We start from the raw sequence: 19,171 nt of genomic DNA on the forward strand, positions 1-19,171 counted from the left end.
ATGACCGACGCTCCTCCCGAACCTGTCGGCGTCGACACCGTTTCGGTCGCGCGCCGCCGTGCCATGCTGCGCACCGCGATGGGGCCGGCGATCGCCGCCGCGCTCGGCGATCCGCGTGTGCTCGAAGTGATGGTCAATCCCGACGGCGCGCTCCGCCTCGACCGACTTGGCGAGGGACGAAGCGACACCGGCGTGCGCTACGAGCCGGCGCAGGTCGAGCGGATCGTCCGCCTCGTCGCGAGCCACGCGCGCACCGACGTTCACGCAAATGCACCGATCGTTTCGGCCGAACTCCCGCCGCACGGGTCGGGCGCGGGCGAGCGGTTTGAAGGCGTGTTGCCGCCGGTCGCGCTTGCACCGTGCTTCTCGATACGCAAGCCGGCGACGCGGCTCTACACGCTGATGGACTATGTCGCCGACGGGATCATGTCGGCGGACACCGCGCGATTGCTGTCGCTCGCGGTCGTCGATCGTCGCAACATCCTCGTCGTCGGCGGCACGAGCTCTGGCAAAACCACGCTCGCCAATGCGCTCCTCGCCGAGATGGCGCATCTCGACGAGCGGCTCTTGATCATCGAGGACACACGCGAGCTGCAGTCGCCCGCCGCCGACACGGTCGCCCTCCGCACGCGGCCCGGTAGCGTGACGATGGCCGATCTCGTCCGCTCGACGCTTCGTCTCCGCCCCGATCGCATCATCGTCGGCGAGGTGCGCGGCCCCGAGGCGCTCGACATGCTCAAGGCCTGGAACACCGGGCATCCGGGCGGAATCGCGACGGTCCACGCCAACAGCGCGCGCTCGGCGCTGCTGCGGATCGAGCAACTCATCCAGGAAGCCGTGGTCACGGTGCCGCGCCGGCTGATCGCCGAGGCGATCGACATGGTGGTGTTCATCGCCGGGCGCGGCGCCTCGCGCCGCGTCGAGACGATCGCCCGCGTCGCCGGGCTCGATCCGGACGGCGGCTACGCCGTGATCGACCTCTCCCAACCACCTGCACCCCCAGAAGGAGACTGACCATGATTCTGTTCCGCGCGTGCCGGCGTCTCCGGCTCACCCTTTCCAGTATCTCGCTCGGCATCGGCATCGGCATGGCGACGCCGGCTTACGCCAGCGGCTCCGGCATGCCCTGGGAGCAACCGCTCCAGCAGGTGCTGGAATCGGTGCAGGGGCCGGTCGCCAAGATCATCGCGGTGATGGTGATCATTACGACGGGCTTGACGCTCGCCTTCGGTGAGACCGCAGGCGGTTTCCGGCGGCTGATCCAGATCGTGTTCGGCCTCTCGATCGCGTTCGCGGCCTCGTCCTTCTTCCTCTCGTTCTTCAGCTTCGGCGGCGGGGCGCTCGTCTGATGCTCGTCACCGGCAGTCATCATATCGACGGATTCGAGGCGCCCATCCACGGGAGCCTGAGATCGCCGATCCTGTTGGGGGGCGCCCCGCGTGGGCTGGCGATCGTCAATGGCACGATCGCCGCCGCGGTCGGTCTCGGGCTGCAGCAATGGCTCGCCGGCCTGATCCTCTGGGCGATCGGGCATTCAGTCGCGGTCGCCGCAGCGCGCCGCGACCCGGACTTTGCCCCCGTCCTCCTGCGCCACCTTCGCCAGCGGAGTCATTTCGCATGCTGAACTTGCGCGAATATCGGCATCGCGCCGATCGCCTCGCCGATCATCTGCCCTGGGCGGCGCTCGTCGCGCCGGGGGTCGTCCTCAACAAGGACGGCAGCTTCCAGCGCACGCTGCGCTTTCGCGGCCCCGATCTGGAGAGCGCGACCGAAGCCGGACTGGTCGGTGCGTGTGCCCGCGCCAACAATGTGCTCAAGCGTTTCGGCACCGGCTGGGCGCTGTTCTTCGAGGCCGAGCGCGTCGAGGCGCTCGACTATCCGGCCAGCGATTTTCCGGATCCGGTCTCGGCGCTTGTCGACGAGGAACGTCGCGCCGCCTTCGAAGCCGAGGGCGCGCATTACGAGAGCCATTACTATCTGACGCTTGTTTTCCTGCCGCCGGCCGATGCGAGCGAGGCGGCAGGGCGCAAGCTCGTCGAGACAGAAACGCCCATGGCGCGCGACTGGCGCGCGGCACTTGCCGGATTCGTCGCCGAGTGCGACCGGGTGCTCGACCTGTTTGCCGGGTTCATGCCCGAGGTCCGGGCGCTCAACTCTGGCGAGACGCTCACCTATCTGCACGGGTGCGTCTCACCACGCCGCCATCCGGTCGTGGTTCCCGAGACACCCATGTATCTCGACGCGCTGCTCGTCGACTCGCCGCTCACCGGCGGGCTCGAGCCGCGGCTCGGGCAGATGCATCTGCGTACAGTCACCGTGCTCGGGCTCCCCAATATGAGCCGGCCCGGCATCCTCGACGCGCTCAACGCGACCGACTTTAGCTATCGCTGGACGACGCGGTTCATCGCGCTCGACCGGACCGATGCGACCAAGACCCTGACCCGCATTCGCCGGCAATGGTTCAACAAGCGCAAGTCGATCTCGGCGATGGTGCGCGAGGTAATGTACAACCAGCCGGCGCAGCTGCTCGACAGCGACGCCGACAACAAGGTGGTGGACGCCGACCAGGCGCTGCAGGCGCTGGGCGCCGACTATGTCGCGTTCGGCTATCTCACCACGACGATCACGGTGAGCGACGTGGATCGCGCCCGGGTCGAGGCGAAGGTCCGTTCGGTCGAGCGCATCGTCAATGGCCTGGGCTTCACCTGCGTGCGCGAAGGCGTGAACGCGGTCGAGGCGTGGCTCTCCTCGCTCCCGGGCCATGTCTACGCCAATGTCCGCCAGCCGATCGTCCATACCCTCAACCTCGCGCATCTGATGCCGCTCTCGGCGATCTGGGCGGGACCGACGCACAACAAGCATCTTGGCGGACCGCCGCTCTTGATGGCGCAGACTTCGGGATCGACGCCGTTCCGGCTCTCCACCCATGTCGGCGACGTCGGGCACATGCTCGCGGTCGGGCCGACGGGCGCCGGCAAGTCAGTGCTGCTCGCGCTGATCGCGCTTCAGTTCCGCCGCTATCCTGGCGCGCAAATCTATATCTTCGACAAAGGCTATTCGGCGCGCGCTGCGGTGCTGGCCATGGGCGGCAGGCATCACGCGCTCGGACTTGGCGGTGGAGACGGGGAAGGGCTGGCCTTCCAACCGCTCGCCGGGATCGACCGGATCGACGAGCGCAGTTGGGCGGCTGAGTGGATTGCCGCCTTGCTCACTCACGAGAAGGTCGGTGTGACGCCCGAGGTCAAGGATGCGATCTGGTCGGCGCTCGGTAGCCTCGCAACGGCCCCGGTCGAGGAGCGCACGCTCACCGGGCTCGCGCTGCTGCTCCAGTCGGGGGCACTCCGGCTGGCGCTCGCCGCGTATACGCTCGAAGGTCCCTATGGCCGGCTGCTCGACGCCGCTGAACAGCAGCTGTCGCTGTCGTCGGTCGAATGTTTCGAGACCGAAGCGCTGATGGCCGAAGCCGGTGTGGTGGCACCCGTGCTCACCTATCTCTTCCACCGATTGGAGGAGCGGTTCGACGGCCGGCCGACGTTGCTCATCCTCGACGAAGCCTGGATCTTCCTCGACCATCCTTTGTTCGCTGCGCGCATCCACGAATGGCTGAAGACGCTCCGCAAAAAGAATGTCGCGGTGCTGTTCGCGACGCAGAGCCTAGCCGACATCGCTGACAGCGCGATCGCGCCTGCGATCATCGAGAGTTGCCCCCAGCGCATCCTGTTGCCCAACGAGCGCGCGATCGAGCCGCAGGGCAGGGCCGCCTATGAGCGGTTCGGGCTGAACGACCGTCAGATCGAGCTGGTCGCCCGCGCCACGCCCAAGCGGGATTATTACCTGCAATCGGCGCGCGGTAACCGGCTGTTCGAGCTCGGCCTCGGGCCCATCGCGCTCGCCGTGTGCGGCGCCTCCGATCCTGCGAGCCAGCAGCGCATCGACAAGCTCCTAGCCGAGGGCGGCGACGATTTCGCCGCGCGGTTCCTCGCATCGGCGGGCCTCGACTGGGCCGTCCCGCTCCTCGCCTCCCTTCGCTGACCCTCCAACAGAAAGGATCTCCCATGTCTCGGCGAATTGCTCGTTATCTCACCACTATGGCCGCTCCGGCGGTGCTGCTGCTTGTCGGGGGCACGGTCCTCACCGCGGCGCCGGCGGCCGCACAGATCACGGTGTTCGACCCGACCAACTACTCGCAGAACCTGCTGACGGCGGCGCGTGAGCTGCAGCAGATCAACAATCAGATTCAGCAACTCCAGAACCAGGCGACGATGCTGACCAATCAGGCGAAAAACCTGATGCGGCTCGACTTTCCCGAAGCGCAGGCGCTGACCCAGACGATCAACCGGGTCCAGCAGCTGATGGATCAGGCGCGCGGCATCAGTTTCAGGATCGATACCGCCGGGACCCAGTTCAGCCAGCTGTACCCGCAAGGCCTGACCTCGGTGCTCACCACCGACCAGAGCCTGGCGGCCGCCAGGTCGCGCTACGACGCGGCAATGGCCGCCTACACCAACACGGTGAATGTCCAGGCCAGCGTCGTCGGCAGCATCGCCAGCGATACCAGCACGCTGGCCGCGATCACCGCGCGCAGCCAGTCGGCGCAGGGTCAGCTTCAGGCGAGCCAGGCGACCAACCAGCTGCTCGCGCTGGTCGCCAAGCAGCAACTCGAAATCTCGCAGCTGATGGCCGCGCAATATCGGGCTCAATCGCTCGAAGCTGCAACCCGCGCCCAGGCTGAGGCGGAAGGACGGGCGGCGGCGCAAAAGTTCATCGGCAACGGCAAGGCCTACACCCCCCGATAGGGCCACCCCCACGCCGATGGTGACGGCGGGTGCGCCCCCGCCCGCCGTCACACCCCGCGAGGCGCGCGGCACCGCTCCCCCGTCGCGCGTCTCGTGGGGCTCCAATGCAGCAGGACAATGCGTATGGACGACCTGAGCGTCATCGACCGGTTCATGGCCGGGTTCACCCAATATATCGACAACGGGTTCGGCTTGTTGGGGGGTGACGTCCATTTCCTTGCCGCCACGCTGATCGGCATCGATGTGACGCTCGCGGGCCTATTCTGGGCGCTCGGCGGCGAAGCCGATGTGATGGGGCGCTTCATCAAGAAAATCCTCTATGTCGGCGCCTTCGCCTACATCATCGGCAGCTTCTCGACCCTGGCCGGGATCATCTTCAGGTCATTCGCTGCAGCCGGCGTCACCGCCAGCGGCGGTACCATCAGCGCTGGCGATCTTCTGAAACCCGGAACGCTGGCCGAAGCCGGTTGGGAAGCGGCCTGGCCGCTCCTCCAGCAGATCAACGGCTTAACCGGTCCGGTTGCCTTCTTCACCAACGTCGGCACGATCCTGATCCTGCTGATCGCCTGGCTGCTGGTTGTCCTCGCCTTTTTCATTCTCGCGATCCAGGTCTTCGTGACGATCATCGAGTTCAAACTCACGACACTCGCGGGATTCGTGCTCGTGCCGTTCGCGCTGTGGAACCGCACGAGCTTTTTGGCAGAGCGCGTGCTCGGCAACGTCGTCAGCTCGGGCATCAAGATCATGGTGCTCGCCGTTATCATCGGCATCGGTTCGAACTTTTTCCAGCAATACGCCACCTCGCTCGACGCCAACACGCCGGACATCGTCAAGGCGCTGACTCTCGTTCTTGCGGCCCTCACCATTTTCGGGCTCGGCATTTTCGGCCCAGGGGTCGCGGCCGGTCTGGTTTCCGGCGCGCCGCAGCTCGGCGCGGGTGCCGCGGTCGGCACGACCTTGGGCGCAGCTGGCGTCATCGCGGTCGGCGGCGGCGCGGTCGCGGCGGGCGCGGGCGCTGCGGGTAGCGCGGCACTCGGTGCCGTCCGCGCGGGCACGTCAATGGGGTCGGCGGCCTCCACTGCCTACAAACTCGGCCAAGAAGGCGCTCAGTCGAAGAGTGTCGGCGCCGGGCTTTCCGGAATCGCCCAGGCCGGTGCCGGTGCAATGCGCGCGAGGGCGGCCGAGGCAGCCGGATCGTTCGGCATCGGCGAGGCGGCCGCCTCGGGCCGCCAGGCGGCGTTCGACGCGCTGACCAATCGCACCGAGGCCAAGGCTGCCAAAGCGACTAGCGGCGAGGGTGGGGCGCCGGGCTGGGCGCAGGCGCTGCGCCGCGAATCCGAAGCCCGCCACCAGCGCCAGATCGTCGCCCACACCTTGAAGGAAGGCGATTCCGCCAGCGCTGCCGCCAACCCCGACATTTCAGAGAAGGAGGATTGACCCGATGATCTTCAAACGTGCCGTCCAGCGCTATGGGCGGACGCCCGAGCCCGCGACTCCCTTCCAACGCGCCGGCCAACTCTGGGATGAGCGGATCGGTTCGGCCCGCGTCCAGGCGCGCAACTGGCGACTGATGGCGTTCGGTGCGCTCGGGCTCACCACGGCAATGTCGGGCGCGGTCGTCTGGCAATCGCTCCAGAGCCGCGTCACACCCTATGTCGTCGAGGTCGACCGTCTGGGCGAGGCGCGCGCGGTCACCGAAGTCGAGGCGAGCTATCGGCCGACCGATCCTCAGGTAGCGTGGCATCTCGCCAGGTTCGTCGAGAACGTCCGCTCGGTGTCGCTCGACCCGGTGCTGATGCGCCGCAACTGGCTCACCGCCTACGACTTCGTGACCAAACGCGGTGCGATTGCGCTCGGCGACTATGCGCGCAGCGCCAACCCGTTCGGTGCCCTGGGTGACAAGACCGTCTCGGTACAGGTCACGAGCGTCGTTCGTGCGTCCGACCAGTCGTTCCAGATCAAGTGGATCGAGACTGCCTACGACCGAGGCGCGCAGACCGGCACGAGCCATTGGACCGGAATCCTCAGCATCAAGCTGATCCCGCCCGTCGATGCCGACACGATCCGCAAGAACCCGCTCGGGGTTTATGTCGATGCGATCGACTGGAGTCGCGAGCTCGAGCCGCCAAGTGCTGCGCCGTCCCCGCCGGCGAGTGCGCCCGCGGTCCCTGCCGTCGACCCGACCGTGCCTTCGGGTTCGCCGCTCGATCCCACCTCCGGCGCGCGCCCGGCGCCCGCCCTCCCGGAGACCCAGAAATGACCAGCCTTCGCTCCTTGCCATTGCTCGCTCTCGCGATCGCGTCGAGCGCGTCCGCCTCGCCGGCAAAGCGAGTTCCTGCGCGTCCAATTGCGGCCCGGGCTGTTGCCGCCGCCAACGCGGCAAGCACGGTTGAGCCCGCCGCCAACACCTTCATCGCCGCGAGCGCGGTGCTGCCGTTCGTCGACGGCCAGATTTACCATGTGCTGACCGCTCCCGAAGCGGTGACCGACATCCTGCTGCAGCCAGGCGAGACGCTCGGCTCGGTCGCGGCGGGGGATACCGCACGCTGGGTGATCGGGGACACGACCAGCGGCAGCGGTGCCGACAAGCGCGCGCACGTTCTGGTGAAACCCATCGGCCCTGGTCTCGCCACCAACCTCATCATCACCACCGACCGGCGAACCTACCATCTGACGCTGACCAGCACCGCTGGGCCGGCAATGTCTGCGCTGTCCTGGACCTATCCGCAGGACAGCATGCTGGCGCTGAAGCGCGCCGCCGATGCCACCGCCGCCGCGGTGCCGGTCGCCGCGGGGCTCGACATCGACCAGCTGCATTTCGATTACGCGATATCGGGCGACAAGGTCGCCTGGCGTCCCTTGCGCGCCTTCGACGATGGCAAGCAGACCTATATCGAACTGCCCGCCGGGCTCGGCGCGACCGACGCACCACCGCTGTTCGTGATCGGCGCCAAGGGCGCGGCCGAGCTCGTCAACTTCCGCCTGCGCGGTCGCTATTATGTCGTCGACCGGCTCTTCGACGTCGCCGAGATGCGGCTCGGCACCAAGCACCAGCAGATCGTGCGGATCGTTCGCGGAACGGCGCGGCGCGGGAGGGCGGCATGACCGAGCCGCTGATGAACGACGACGCGCCGGCGCCGATCCCGGAGAAGCTCGATCCCGAATCGCTTGTCCTGCGCGCTCGGCCGGCCCGCGCAATTCGCTTCCGCCGCGGGGTCATCGTGTCGCTTGCCGCGGTTGCGGCTGGGGGCGTGGCGGTGACATCGTGGTTCGCGTTCGAACCCCATGCGCTCCATCTCGCTGCCAATCCCGACGACCAGCAGCCCGGCGTCAAGCCGCCGAGCGACACGCTGAGCGCGCTCCCGGCGAGCTATGGCGACACCCCGAAGCTGGGCCCACCGCTGCCGGGCGATCTGGGACGACCGATCCTCGATCGCCAGCGCCAGCCCGCGACCGTCCCAACCGGGCAACCGGTGCCGCCTTCCGGCATCGACAAGGCACAGGCTGCTGCCGAGGCGCGGCAGCGGCGGCTGGAGGCGTTGGCGGCCGCGCGCGCGTCGGGATTGATGGTCCAGTCGTCGACTCGCCCTGCCGGCACGTCTGCCGGAGCGGCGACACCGGTACCATCGTCAGCGCCGGGCGAGGCGGCTGCAAAATTGCCGCTCGATCCCGCGAACGATCCCAACGACCAGCAACGCAAGATCGACTTTGCCTCGAGCGCGACAAAGGACGTCGAGGTCAACCCGAACCGGATCGCGCCCGCGCCGTCTCCGTACACGCTCTCGGCGGGAAGCCTGATCACGGCCAGTCTGAGCACGGGGCTGCGCTCCGATCTGCCGGGAATGGTCACGGCGCAGGTCACGCAGCGCGTGTTCGACAGCGCGACGGGCTCGATCCTGCTCGTACCGCAAGGCGCGCGCCTGATCGGCAAGTACGATTCGGTGGTGGCTTTCGGGCAGCGCCGGGCGCTGGTCATCTGGCAGCGGATCATCTTTCCCGACGGGAGTTCGATCAGGATCGATAATGCGCCGGCGAGCGATCCCTCCGGCTATGCCGGACTCGCTGACAAGGTGGACTTCCACACCTGGGCCCTCCTCAAGGGCGTCGTGCTCTCGACAATGCTTGGAGTCGGGGCGGAGTTGCAGTTCAGTGGTCGCGGCGATCTGGTCGATGCACTGCGTCAGTCGGCCGAGCAGAACGTGTCGAGGGCAGGGGATCAGATTACCTCGCGTAACCTGCAGATCCAGCCAACGATCACGGTGCGACCCGGCGCTTCGGTCAGGCTGCTCGTGAACCAGGATCTCGTATTGAAGCCTTGGCAGGAGCCGCGGTGATGGCCGATCTCAAGCTCGGGCGGCTTCCGGACCGCACACCGGTCAAACTCAGCATACAGGTGACGCCGCAACTCCAGGCCGATCTGACCCGCTATGCCGACGCGTATGAGGCGGCTTATGGCCAACGCGAGGCGATCGCCGACCTCATACCGTTCATGCTCACCAGCTTTCTCGCCACCGATCGTGGTTTTGCCCGCTTTCTGGCCAAGGAAACGTCATGATGTCGCGAGCTCGACTGGAATCGGGGGAGGGGCAAGGGCCGGCGCTGTCGGAACGGCTCAGTGTTCGCATTCCTGTCGCCGTCGAGCTCACCGGCATCAGCCGATCCAAACTCTATGAGCTCATCAGGACCGGACAGGTGGCGATCGTCAAAGTCGGGGCGGCGACGGTGATTCCGATGGAGAGCCTCCGCCAGTTCATCGACGCAAACAAGCGCTGATCCGGTCTGGCCTTGACTGTCGGCCGCAGCGTCCGACACCTAGATCGCCAACGTGTCCAGGGCTCTCACGGCCTCGTCGCCAACGAGGTGGCCGTAGTGCCGTTCGATCATCTGCACGCTCGTGTCGGAGATTTGCGCGACGGTGAGCAGGGGAAGCCTGGCGACAACAAGGTCAGTCAGCACGCAGTGCCGAAGAGTGTACGCGGTCGCTCCAGTCGGGAGGCCCGCCCGCGTCACGGCGTCCTTGATCGGTACTTTCCAGCCGTCCTTCTCCCAGCGGCGCCCGTCATCGCGCGAGAAGATATACGCAGCAGGGAGCTTGCCCTTGATGCGCTCGACCAGGAAGTCGGACACGCTTTGTGGAAGCATGATCTGCCGCGGCTTTCCGTTTTTGTCCTTGCCAATCGTGAGCGTCCGGGTCCGCTTGTCGAAATCGCCCGTCCGCAGACCTGCGAGAGCACCGGGGCGTAGAGGCAGCAGACAGAGACCCCGCAGGAACGGGTGCACCTCCGGGTCGGCGGCTTCCAACAACTTCTTGCGCTCGTCGCGATCGAGATAGAGGTCGCGGCGGCGATCAGCCCCCTTGGCCGGCTTCAGCGCCTCTTGCCATGCTGCTTCGGTGTTTGGAGCACCAAGCGGCAGAACTCTCCCTAGGGCTGCCCGAAGTGGAACCATGTCGCGATTGACGGTGGCGGCGGACCGCTCCTTGGTCTCGTTCTTCCCGAGTTTGCGTCGACCGACGAGGGCAGGAGCGTTCTCCAAGCGCTTTCGCCATTCCTTCGTGTGCCGCCGACGAAGCTTGTCCAGCTTCACCTTGGCGATGGGGTCTTTGTAAACGTGCCGTCGAAACACCCCTTCCGCGATCGACCCCGGCTTTTCCTCCAGATAAGCTCGACAGGCGTCCGCGACGGTTTCGAGCTTCTCCGAAGGCGTACCGCCGGTTTCCACCAACTCAGCCCAGGCTTCGGCATCCTTCTTCGCCTGGGTGAAAACGTCGTTGCCCGTGAGGGCGCCGTAGTCGCCCAACGCCTTGCGGGAATATTTCCCCGTATCCTCGTCGAAGGCTCGAGCGATCCATGTGCCTTTGCCCCCGCGCTTGGACGGGCGGAAGCCGATGTAGCAGCCTGCGTGGAGTCTCTGCCAATGCGGCTCCTTGTTCGCGTTGGGCTTAAGCTCTTCGCGTTTTCCGATCTTGCTCAGGTCAGGCATGCCAATCACCGCGATGCAAACGTATGAAACGTATGAAACACGTATGAAATACAGGGGTGAACGGCGCTGAACAAGAGTGTATATATTACATGTACTTAGCTGTCCGAGAATGTCCGTATTTGTCCTAGTTCCCATCCTTCACACGGGTGGGGTCACAGGTTCAATCCCTGTCGCGCCCACCATCGCTTCCTGGCGATCGGTATCAACGGCGGCCTTGCGGGGTCCGCTTTTTCATTGCCGCCGATTCATGCCGGCAATCGAGCTACACCGCCGACCGGTTTGGCGACACTTTGCAGGAAATGGGCCGAGTCTAATCCTCGATGATCGTATCGCGGCCCTGCTCCTTCATGCGGGCGAGATTGTCCTTCATCTCCTGAAGTCGCTCAGGAGAATGGCCGATCCAATCCTCGACCTCGCCGATGATCCGTAGCGGATCGACCGAGCGGTAGGACGCGGTCATGTTGCCGGGAAACTTCTTATCGGTGAGGTTCGGATCATCCTCGAATGGACCGGTCGGCTCAACGATGAAAATGCGGCCTCTGGCTTCTCCCTTAGCGAGTTCCGCGCCCCAGGTGGCCGCGTCGAGCGTCGCTGTGAAATAGACGTGTTTCAGTCCGCGTTCGACGAAATTGCTTCCGAAGCCCGGTGTGATGAGGCCGCCGATATCGAGCTCTGCCTTGGTGCCGTGATAGAAGATGGTCCCGGTAGGGACGTCCTTGGCGTACACTGGAGTCTCCTCAGGCTGGGTCGGCCGCGGCGAAATGGGCCATCTGGTCGTCATATGCTTTTGCGAAGGCGGGCCGAGCCGTGGCGCGGGCGACGAACGCGCGGCAATTGGGGTGGCTTGCCAGCCCGTCGAATCGATCCACCTGTCGCAGGACATCCGCCATCAGGAGATCCGCCACCGAGAAGCGGTCGCGCACGAGCCATTCGCGGCAGGTCAGGGCCGCCTCCATGCGGTCGAGTCGGGCTTTCAGGAATTCCTCAACGAACTTCGCTTCGGGCGCTTCTCCCGGGAAGCCCATGAAGCGGAACAAGGCCCATGGCTGGCACGGCAAATCGACCGAATTGAGCGCGGCGATGACCCAGGCCATGACCTCCGCCCGGCCGTACCGATCCGTCGGCATCAGGGCTTCACTCTTCTCGGCCAGGTGCAACAGGATCGCGCCACTCTCGAAGATCGTCAGGTCTCCATCGGTCAACCATGGTACCTGACCGAACGGCTGCGCCGCGAAATGGTCGGGGCCGCGATCGTGAAACGAGGTGCTTTCCACCCGATAGGCCAAGCCGGCCTCTTCCAGCGCCCAGCGCACTCTCAGGTCGCGGACCAGACCGCGTGGCAGTTCAGGGACCCAGTCATAGGTCGTGAGGACGAGTTCGCTCATCATTAGCTCCCAGGACTTGACGGCCAATCAAACGGAGGAATATTCTCCGGTTATGAATACGTCAAGGAGATCGGCGAAAAACCGGCTGCGAGTTCGCGGTGCGGGCTGACGCGCTAAAGAACCGCCAGCGACTGATCGACGTCGCGATCGAGTTGGTTCTGGAAGTTGGCGGCGAGCCGGCACGAGACGCCATCGCCGAACGGGCCGGCGTTGGTATCGGAACGCTCTACAGACACTTTCCCGACCAGCAGTCGTTGTTGCATGCCGCCACTCGTCACGTGTTGGAAAAGAGCGTCGCTGCCGGAGAGGCGCTGATCGAAGCCGTTCCCGACGGTGTCGACGCGCTCCGCCAATATATGCACATGGCGCTGGATAACGGCATCGGCGCGGTGAACATTCTCCATCCTCTCCTAGAGAAACCTGACTGGCCCGATCTCCGCGTCCGGGCGGCTACGCTGATGAAATCGATGGTTGGCCGCGCCGCGCGCCAGGGTACTCTCCGCAAGGATCTGTCCGAACGTGACATCGTGTTCGGCTTGACGCGCTTCGCCCGTCCCTTGGCGGTGGGATTGTCATCGGACGAGGAACGGTCGCTTGCCCATCGGCACCTCGATTTCTACCTCGACGGGCTGTGCGCGGAGCAGTCGCGACGCGGCGCTCTGGAGCCGTAGGAGGGCCGGGCCGGTTCGCAGTTGGCCGAACCCGGTAATGCATTGTTCGCCGATCAGATACCGGCGACAGGATCGACCGTGATGCCGGCGGATTTACGTTCCGAATAGCGATCGACCAATTGCGCCGCGTGCGGGCGCAGCAGTATCGTGAAGCGGACCAGTTCCTCCATCACGTCGACGATGCGATCGTAATAGCTGGAGGGCCTCATCCGGCCCGCCTCGTCGAATTCCTTGTACGCCATCGCGACCGAGGATTGGTTGGGGATAGTGTACATCCGCATCCACCGCCCCAATAACCGCATCGTATTGACCGCATTGAACGATTGCGATCCGCCGGAGACCTGCATCACGGCGAGGGTACGCCCCTGGGTGGGGCGCATGCCCTTCGACTCAAGCGGTAGATGGTCAATCTGCGCCTTCATCAGTCCGGTGATCTGGCCGTGGCGTTCGGGGCTGCACCAGACATGGCCCTCCGACCACATCGACAATTCGCGCAGTTCGTTGACCGCCGGATGATCGTCGCCAGGTATTTGATCGGGCAGCGGGAGATCGGAAGGATCGAAGATGCGAGTCTCGGCGCCGAAGAATCGCAACAGGCGCGCAGCTTCTTCGGTGGCCAGCCTGGAAAAGGAGCGCTCGCGCAGCGACCCGTAGAGCAGCAGGATTCGCGGGGCGGGCTCGTCGGGGCCAAGGCCGAGGGCGGGACGCCGGTAGGCGAAACGCGGATCGAGCGCCGGGAGAAGATCGGGCTCGGGAAGCGAGCGAACGCGGTTCATCGTCCTGCCGAGCTTGCTTCGTACCAGGTGCGGGTCCGCTTCACGATCGCGACCACCGACAGCATGACCGGCACTTCGACCAGCACGCCGACCACCGTCGCCAAGGCGGCACCGGATTTGAGGCCGAACAGCGAAATCGCGGCAGCCACCGCCAGCTCGAAGAAATTGGACGCGCCGATGAGTGCCGCCGGTGCAGCCACGCACCAGGCGACGCCGAACCGGCGCGAGAGCCAATAGGCCAGCCCGGCGTTGAAATAGACCTGGATCAGGATCGGCACCGCGATCAGCGCGATGACCAGCGGCTGGGCGAGTATCTGTTGCCCCTGAAAGCCGAACAGCAGCACCAATGTCGTGAGCAATGCCGACAAGGATACCGGGCCGATCACCTTGAGGAACCGGTCGAGCGCCGCCGGTCCGCCCGAGGCCAGCAATGCGCGGCGGATCACCTGCGCCACGATGACCGGGACGACGATATAGAGGATTACCGACAGCAACAGGGTATTCCACGGCACGCTGACCGAGGCGACGCCGAGCAGCAATGCGACCAAGGGCGCGAACAGGAACACCATCAGCACGTCGTTCAACGCGACCTGGCTGAGCGTGTAATTGGGCTCGCCGTCGCACAGGTTGGACCAGACGAACACCATCGCGGTGCAGGGAGCGGCCGCCAGCAGGATCAGCCCGGCGATGTAGGACGGGATCTCGCCGGCCGGCAGCAGGGGAGCGAACAGCCAGCCTAGAAAGACCGTGCCGAGCGCGGCCATGGAGAAGGGTTTGACCGCCCAGTTGATGAACAACGTGACCGCGACGCCTTTCCAATGCTGCCGAACTGACCCCAGCGAACCGAAATCGATCTTGAGCAGCATCGGGATGATCATCAGCCAGATCAGGGCGGCGACGACCAGATTGACCTTGGCCACCTCCATCGAGGCGATCGAGGCGAACACGCCGGGAAGCGCATAACCAAGCGTGATGCCGACCAGGATGCACAGCGCTACCCAGATGCTGAGGAAACGTTCGAAGAAGCCGATGCCGGGCCGCGCGGCCAGTGCGGGGGAAACCGTCGCCATCATCGATTCCTCATGCGCTCGCGCGCTGGCCGCGCTCGTCCACGACTTGCTCGCCGCCTTCCTTGGCGAATGCACCGCGCTGCGGCGCCGGCAGGATGTCGAGAACGACTTCGGACGGCCGGCACAGCCGCACGCCAAGCGGCGACACCACGAGCGGACGGTTGATCAGGATCGGATGGTCCATCATCGCGTCGATCAAGGCGTCGTCCGACAAGTTCTCGTCGCCAAGGCCGAGTTCGGCATAGGGCGTACCCTTCTCGCGCAGCACTTGGCGAGGTGTCAGTCCCGCGCGCTCGATCAACTGCCGGAGCATGGCGCGCGAGGGCGGGGTCTTGAGATATTCGATGACGTGCGGCTCGATGCCGGCATTGCGGATCATCGCCAGCGTATTGCGCGACGTGCCGCAGTCTGGATTGTGATAGATGATGATGTCGGTCACAATTCCCCCCTCACGAATGTCGGTTGTCCCCGGGTTCACGCTGCACCCGTCGCGCCGCAGCGGCCGCGCAGGACGGTGTCGGCGAGCGAAGCGCAGATTTCGGGCGACCCGCCGCAGCAATCTTCCATCAGATATTCCAGCAGTGCCGTCATGGTCTCGTATCGAGCCGAGTAGATGACCGACCGTCCATCGCGCACGCCGGCGATCAAGCCGGCATGGCTGAGGATGGTGAGATTGGCCGAAAGTGTGTTTGCCGGCACGTCCAACCGGCGTGCGATCTCGCCGGCCGCGATTCCCTCGTGCCCCGCCTGAACCAGCATGCGGAATACGGACAGGCGGCCTTGATGCGCGAGGGCGGAGAGGGCTGTGACGGCGCTATATATTTCCATAATTCCTAGATACTGGAAATATCGATGCGTTGCAATGGCCGATGGGTAAGGGGCATGAGTCTTTCGGCTTAGGAACGCGAGTCTGCGCGGTTGCGAGGCAGCTGCCCTCGCGGCCGATCCTCGTCACCCCTGGAGATAAAAAAGGCGGCCTCCTTTCGGAAGCCGCCTTTCCCCTTTTATCCTAATCCGGGGATCAGAACTTGACTGCCGCCTCGAAGCCGAAGGTGCGGGGCGGGTTGAAGTTGGCATAGTCGCCCAGCACCGCGGCGTTGGCCGCCGACCGGCGATAGATATGCTGTTCGTTCAACAGATTGCGGCTCCATGCCGACAGCGTGAACTTGGTCGTCTGGTTCAGCTTGATGTCGGCAAGGGCGATGCGGCCGTTGACGATGAACGAGCTGTCGGTCTTCACGCTCTCCGACTGGAAGCTGTACTGCGCATCGGCATAGTTGGCGTCGATGTGGAAGCGCAGCGCCATGTCATTGATCGGGATCTCGTAATCGATATAGCCCGACGCGGCGTTGGGCGGCGTGTAGACGGTGTACACCGGCGTCAGCACGCCGAAGGTCGGACCCGGGTTCGGGTTCGGCGTCGCCGGCACCTTGATCGAGGTGTAGGCGTAGGACGCGCCGATCGTCAGGTTGTCGATCGGCCGGGCAGTGAAGTCGACCTCGATACCGCGGATCTTGGAGATGCCGGGGGCATTCTGCGTATTCTCGGTGTGGAGGTTGAACGTCGGGTTGGGGATGTTCGTGCCGGGCAAGAACTGGGTCGTGTCGACATTGTCGAAGTCGATCTGGGTACCCGAACGATTCATCAGATAGCCGGCGATGTTCAACCGGACCCGATGGTCCAGCATCTCGAGCTTCGCGCCGATTTCATAAGCCTTCACCGTTTCCGGGCCGAACGCCCCGAAGGTCGATGAACGGTCGTTGGCGCCACCCGCGCGATAACCGGTCGAGTATTTGGCGTAGAGATTGACACCCTTCGCCGCATCGAGCGCCAGCACGATCAGCGGGTCGAACCGGCCCTTGTCGTACTTGAACGTCCAATTCGTCGGGATACCCGAGACGAGGTAGAGCGTGCCGTCGCGCTTGTCCTTGGTGTAGCGACCGCCGACCGTCAGGTGGAGGATGTCGCCGGCAAATTCAGGCGTATAGGTGAACTGGCCGAACGCGGCGTAGCTGCGCGCCTTGGCGAAGCTGGCGCGCTGCAGGAAGCGCGAATTGTAATCCCAGCCCTGGTTGCTTGAACTGATCGGACCGAACACCTGCGACGGCAGGATCGTATAGGCGGTGCCGTCGATGTTCCACTGGTTCGACGCCGGGGTAGCGGCCGATTCCCGCGCCTGTTCGTAGAAATAATAGAGGCCGGCGACGTAATCGATCTGCGGCAGGCTGCCGACCGCCTGGAATTCCTGGCTGAACTGGCTCTGATAGAGGTCCGACAGGCTGTAGCGGCTGAACTTGCCGTTCGGCGCGAACGGAACGCGCTCCGGACCGCCCGAATTGTCCCACTGGTTGGTCGACACCTTGCGCCATGCGGTGATCGAGCGCAGCTCGATTTCCGGCGCGATCTTGTAGGCCAATCGGGCCATCACGCCCGACGTCTTGTCGACGCTATACTGCTGCGGCACGCCGACGTCCGCCACGTCCTGGCGATCGGTATGGACCTTCACCAACGGCGGCAACGGCGCGATGCAGGTCGTCGGTGAAATGGTATTCGAGATGCACGACGGCGAGCCGGCCGGGGCGCCCGGCAGGATGATACGGCCGGTCGTGGTGTCGACGACGCCGACCGGGCGGCCCTTCGGGTTGAAGTTCACCAGCTGGCTGAAGAACGGCGTGTTCTCGTCCTTGGCCTGGTCATACGAGAAATCAGCGGTGAAGCCCTCGAACGGGGTCCAGCGCGCCGCGATGCGGCCGCCGACGCGGTTATAGGCGTTCCAGCCGATCTGTCCGGCCAGCGGATCCTTCACCGTCGGACCCTGATGCTGAACGACACCGTCCAGCTTCACCGCGAAATTGGCGAAGGACGGCAGGTCGAGATGCATCTCGCCATTATAGCTGCCGTAATTGCCGAAGCCGCCGCTCATGCGGCCGCCGAATTCGCCGGTCGGCGCCTTGGTGACGATGCTGAGCGCGCCGCCTTCGGTGTTGCGGCCGAAGAGCGTACCCTGCGGACCGCGCAGGACTTCGATTCGCTCGACGTCGAAGAGGGCGGCGTTGAGGCCCTGCGAACGGCCGAGATAGACACCGTCGATATAGACGCCGACGCCTGGCTCACGCGCGGTCTGGTTCTGGTCGAACGGCACGATGCCGCGGATACCGACGGTCAGCGCCGACTGGCGCGCTTCGAAGGTCGCGACGCGCAGCGACGGGATGCCGCCGTCGGCCAGGTCGATCAGGCTCTGGACGTGGCGATCCTTGATCGTCGCGGTGTCGAGCACCGAGATCGCGATCGGCGTCTTCTGCAGGTTGGTTTCGCGCTTGGTCGCGGTGACGACGATGTCGGGAACGCCAGAGCTGGTATTTTGCGGCGCGGCGGCCGCATCTTCGGGCGCCGGGGCGGCGGCCGGTGCCTTCGGGTCTTCGGCGGCGAAAGCCGGACTGGCGGTAACCGCGATCAGCGCGCTGGCCAGCAGCGTGCTCCGCAAGGTCGAGATCCCCATTTAAATAGCTCCACTGGGTAAGGCGGCGGCTGGTTGCCGTCCGTCTGTTCGTGACGATCGTTCTGCGAGTCGGTGATTCCCGCCCGCCACGTCGTCGCGTTGGCCCCTATGAGTGGATTGCGTCGGCGCAGTTGCACTTGCGTGACTCCGCCATGGCTATTTGATGAAAGTCCTGTGACAATCCGAGAGCCGGGCGCGTCATTTCAATGGCGTGCTCCGCTCCAGTTATTTGCGGTCGCAGCATTTTCTTGTGGAAAACCGCTCGCCACTTTTCGAAGCGACGCCCGAGAATGTCACGAATCCCAGCCCCAGGGGCGCTCGCGGAACCACTTGGTAATGACGTACTTCATGCCGGCGCGCACCTTCATGCCTTGATGGATGGTGCTCGGATTGGGGCTGCCGTCGGGGCGCAGATTGTTCCAGCACAGCAATTTGCCGGTTTCCGGCTGGACGATCTTGTCGATCGCCTTGAACCGAGTCGCGCCGCCAGCTTCCGGCTCGTTCAGGTAGATCATCGCGGTCCAAGTGCGGTTGCCGGCGACCGACGTATATTTATCGAAGTCGATGCCGTCGGGCTCGAAATAGTCGGTGTGAGCCTTGAATTCCTGACCCACCGCATAACGCTGGCCCTGGATCGGTTCGCCATGCGCTGGGTCGAGGCCCATGAACGCCACAATGCGGCGTTCGAGTTCGGCGACCAGCGGAATCGCCTCGTCGAGGTCGCAGGTCTCGCTGGTGCGGAAGGCATGGTCGCCGTTGAAATCCGATATGGTCGATGGCCGTCGCTCCGCGTCGATCAGGGCGATCAGCTCGCGGCACATCTCGGCATCGATGAAACCCCGCTTCTGGAACAGCGTCAGTTTCTGGCTCGGTGTGCGCTGCACCGCGGGCTGCGCCATTATATGCGCCACGACCGGCTCCGACGGGTAGCCCGAACCGAGATTGAGGGGCGGGAGGGGCAGGGAGGTCGACATGGCGATCAGCCTAGCCAA

Annotated in this window: 21 protein-coding genes; 12 read left to right on the forward strand and 9 right to left on the reverse strand. The window is 65.0% G+C overall.

What is annotated here, in order from left to right:
- The 11 genes from trbB (at window position 1) to SPR01S_RS04655 (ending at window position 9,569) form a co-directional block, all read left to right on the forward strand.
- Complete coding sequence (gene trbB, locus SPR01S_RS04605) at window positions 1-1,014, forward strand: P-type conjugative transfer ATPase TrbB (protein ID WP_218016705.1); 1,014 nt, start codon at window positions 1-3, stop codon at window positions 1,012-1,014.
- A gap of 2 nt (window positions 1,015-1,016) precedes the next feature.
- Window positions 1,017-1,349 (forward strand): TrbC/VirB2 family type IV secretion system protein, encoded by a 333-nt coding sequence (locus tag SPR01S_RS04610; RefSeq protein ID WP_084250940.1) that lies wholly within the window; start codon window positions 1,017-1,019, stop codon window positions 1,347-1,349.
- Complete coding sequence (locus SPR01S_RS04615) at window positions 1,349-1,624, forward strand: VirB3 family type IV secretion system protein (RefSeq protein ID WP_066585591.1); 276 nt, start codon at window positions 1,349-1,351, stop codon at window positions 1,622-1,624. The genes SPR01S_RS04610 and SPR01S_RS04615 overlap by 1 nt, the downstream gene beginning before the upstream one ends.
- Window positions 1,618-4,032, forward strand: coding sequence for a conjugal transfer protein TrbE (gene trbE / locus SPR01S_RS04620; protein WP_066585593.1), 2,415 nt, complete (start codon window positions 1,618-1,620; stop codon window positions 4,030-4,032). Before SPR01S_RS04615 ends, trbE begins: the two co-directional genes overlap by 7 nt.
- Before the next feature lie 23 nt (window positions 4,033-4,055).
- Window positions 4,056-4,796: a P-type conjugative transfer protein TrbJ gene (gene trbJ, locus SPR01S_RS04625; RefSeq protein WP_066585595.1), complete on the forward strand. Its 741-nt coding sequence runs from the start codon at window positions 4,056-4,058 to the stop codon at window positions 4,794-4,796.
- 123 nt (window positions 4,797-4,919) lie between these two features.
- On the forward strand, window positions 4,920-6,233 hold the full coding sequence (gene trbL, locus SPR01S_RS04630; protein ID WP_066585598.1) for a P-type conjugative transfer protein TrbL: 1,314 nt from the start codon (window positions 4,920-4,922) through the stop codon (window positions 6,231-6,233).
- Between the two features lie 4 nt (window positions 6,234-6,237).
- On the forward strand, window positions 6,238-7,056 hold the full coding sequence (gene trbF, locus SPR01S_RS04635) for a conjugal transfer protein TrbF (protein WP_066585601.1): 819 nt from the start codon (window positions 6,238-6,240) through the stop codon (window positions 7,054-7,056).
- On the forward strand, window positions 7,053-7,901 hold the full coding sequence (gene trbG / locus SPR01S_RS04640; protein WP_066585604.1) for a P-type conjugative transfer protein TrbG: 849 nt from the start codon (window positions 7,053-7,055) through the stop codon (window positions 7,899-7,901). The genes trbF and trbG overlap by 4 nt, the downstream gene beginning before the upstream one ends.
- A complete protein-coding gene (locus SPR01S_RS04645) occupies window positions 7,898-9,130 on the forward strand; it encodes a TraB/TrbI/VirB10 family type IV secretion system protein (RefSeq protein ID WP_066585607.1) in 1,233 nt (410 codons plus the stop codon). Before trbG ends, SPR01S_RS04645 begins: the two co-directional genes overlap by 4 nt.
- Window positions 9,130-9,351: a DUF2274 domain-containing protein gene (locus SPR01S_RS04650; protein WP_066585609.1), complete on the forward strand. Its 222-nt coding sequence runs from the start codon at window positions 9,130-9,132 to the stop codon at window positions 9,349-9,351. The genes SPR01S_RS04645 and SPR01S_RS04650 overlap by 1 nt, the downstream gene beginning before the upstream one ends.
- Window positions 9,348-9,569 (forward strand): helix-turn-helix domain-containing protein, encoded by a 222-nt coding sequence (locus tag SPR01S_RS04655; protein ID WP_245661868.1) that lies wholly within the window; start codon window positions 9,348-9,350, stop codon window positions 9,567-9,569. Before SPR01S_RS04650 ends, SPR01S_RS04655 begins: the two co-directional genes overlap by 4 nt.
- 39 nt (window positions 9,570-9,608) lie before the next feature.
- On the opposite strand, the gene SPR01S_RS04660 is transcribed toward SPR01S_RS04655, so the two are convergent.
- The 3 genes from SPR01S_RS04660 to SPR01S_RS04670 all read right to left on the reverse strand — a co-directional run bounded on the left by SPR01S_RS04660 (window position 9,609) and on the right by SPR01S_RS04670 (window position 12,163).
- Window positions 9,609-10,778 carry a tyrosine-type recombinase/integrase gene (locus SPR01S_RS04660; protein WP_157081947.1) on the reverse strand — a complete coding sequence of 390 codons (1,170 nt, stop codon included), beginning with the start codon at window positions 10,776-10,778 and terminating at the stop codon, window positions 9,609-9,611.
- Window positions 10,779-11,088: 310 nt separating this feature from the next.
- Window positions 11,089-11,505: an NAD(+)--rifampin ADP-ribosyltransferase gene (gene arr / locus SPR01S_RS04665; protein WP_066585612.1), complete on the reverse strand. Its 417-nt coding sequence runs from the start codon at window positions 11,503-11,505 to the stop codon at window positions 11,089-11,091.
- A gap of 10 nt (window positions 11,506-11,515) precedes the next feature.
- On the reverse strand, window positions 11,516-12,163 hold the full coding sequence (locus tag SPR01S_RS04670) for a glutathione S-transferase family protein (RefSeq protein ID WP_066585722.1): 648 nt from the start codon (window positions 12,161-12,163) through the stop codon (window positions 11,516-11,518).
- 98 nt (window positions 12,164-12,261) lie between these two features.
- Between SPR01S_RS04670 and SPR01S_RS04675 the strand changes: the two genes are divergently transcribed.
- A complete protein-coding gene (locus tag SPR01S_RS04675; protein WP_066585615.1) occupies window positions 12,262-12,834 on the forward strand; it encodes a TetR/AcrR family transcriptional regulator in 573 nt (190 codons plus the stop codon).
- 53 nt (window positions 12,835-12,887) lie between these two features.
- On the opposite strand, the gene arsH is transcribed toward SPR01S_RS04675, so the two are convergent.
- From arsH to SPR01S_RS04705, 6 genes are all read right to left on the reverse strand, one after another.
- Complete coding sequence (gene arsH, locus SPR01S_RS04680) at window positions 12,888-13,610, reverse strand: arsenical resistance protein ArsH (RefSeq protein WP_066585617.1); 723 nt, start codon at window positions 13,608-13,610, stop codon at window positions 12,888-12,890.
- Window positions 13,607-14,683 (reverse strand): ACR3 family arsenite efflux transporter, encoded by a 1,077-nt coding sequence (arsB, locus tag SPR01S_RS04685; RefSeq protein WP_066585724.1) that lies wholly within the window; start codon window positions 14,681-14,683, stop codon window positions 13,607-13,609. Before arsB ends, arsH begins: the two co-directional genes overlap by 4 nt.
- 7 nt (window positions 14,684-14,690) lie before the next feature.
- Complete coding sequence (gene arsC, locus SPR01S_RS04690) at window positions 14,691-15,119, reverse strand: arsenate reductase (glutaredoxin) (protein ID WP_066585619.1); 429 nt, start codon at window positions 15,117-15,119, stop codon at window positions 14,691-14,693.
- 35 nt (window positions 15,120-15,154) lie between these two features.
- Window positions 15,155-15,508 (reverse strand): ArsR/SmtB family transcription factor, encoded by a 354-nt coding sequence (locus tag SPR01S_RS04695; RefSeq protein WP_066585621.1) that lies wholly within the window; start codon window positions 15,506-15,508, stop codon window positions 15,155-15,157.
- Between the two features lie 193 nt (window positions 15,509-15,701).
- Window positions 15,702-18,179 carry a TonB-dependent receptor gene (locus SPR01S_RS04700; protein ID WP_066585624.1) on the reverse strand — a complete coding sequence of 826 codons (2,478 nt, stop codon included), beginning with the start codon at window positions 18,177-18,179 and terminating at the stop codon, window positions 15,702-15,704.
- Between the two features lie 293 nt (window positions 18,180-18,472).
- Window positions 18,473-19,078: a prolyl hydroxylase family protein gene (locus SPR01S_RS04705; protein ID WP_245661873.1), complete on the reverse strand. Its 606-nt coding sequence runs from the start codon at window positions 19,076-19,078 to the stop codon at window positions 18,473-18,475.
- Between the last annotated feature and the right edge of the window lie 93 nt (window positions 19,079-19,171).

The sequence above is a fragment of the Sphingomonas pruni NBRC 15498 genome (assembly GCF_001598455.1).
In the GTDB taxonomy this organism is placed as follows: Bacteria; Pseudomonadota; Alphaproteobacteria; order Sphingomonadales; family Sphingomonadaceae; genus Sphingomonas; species Sphingomonas pruni.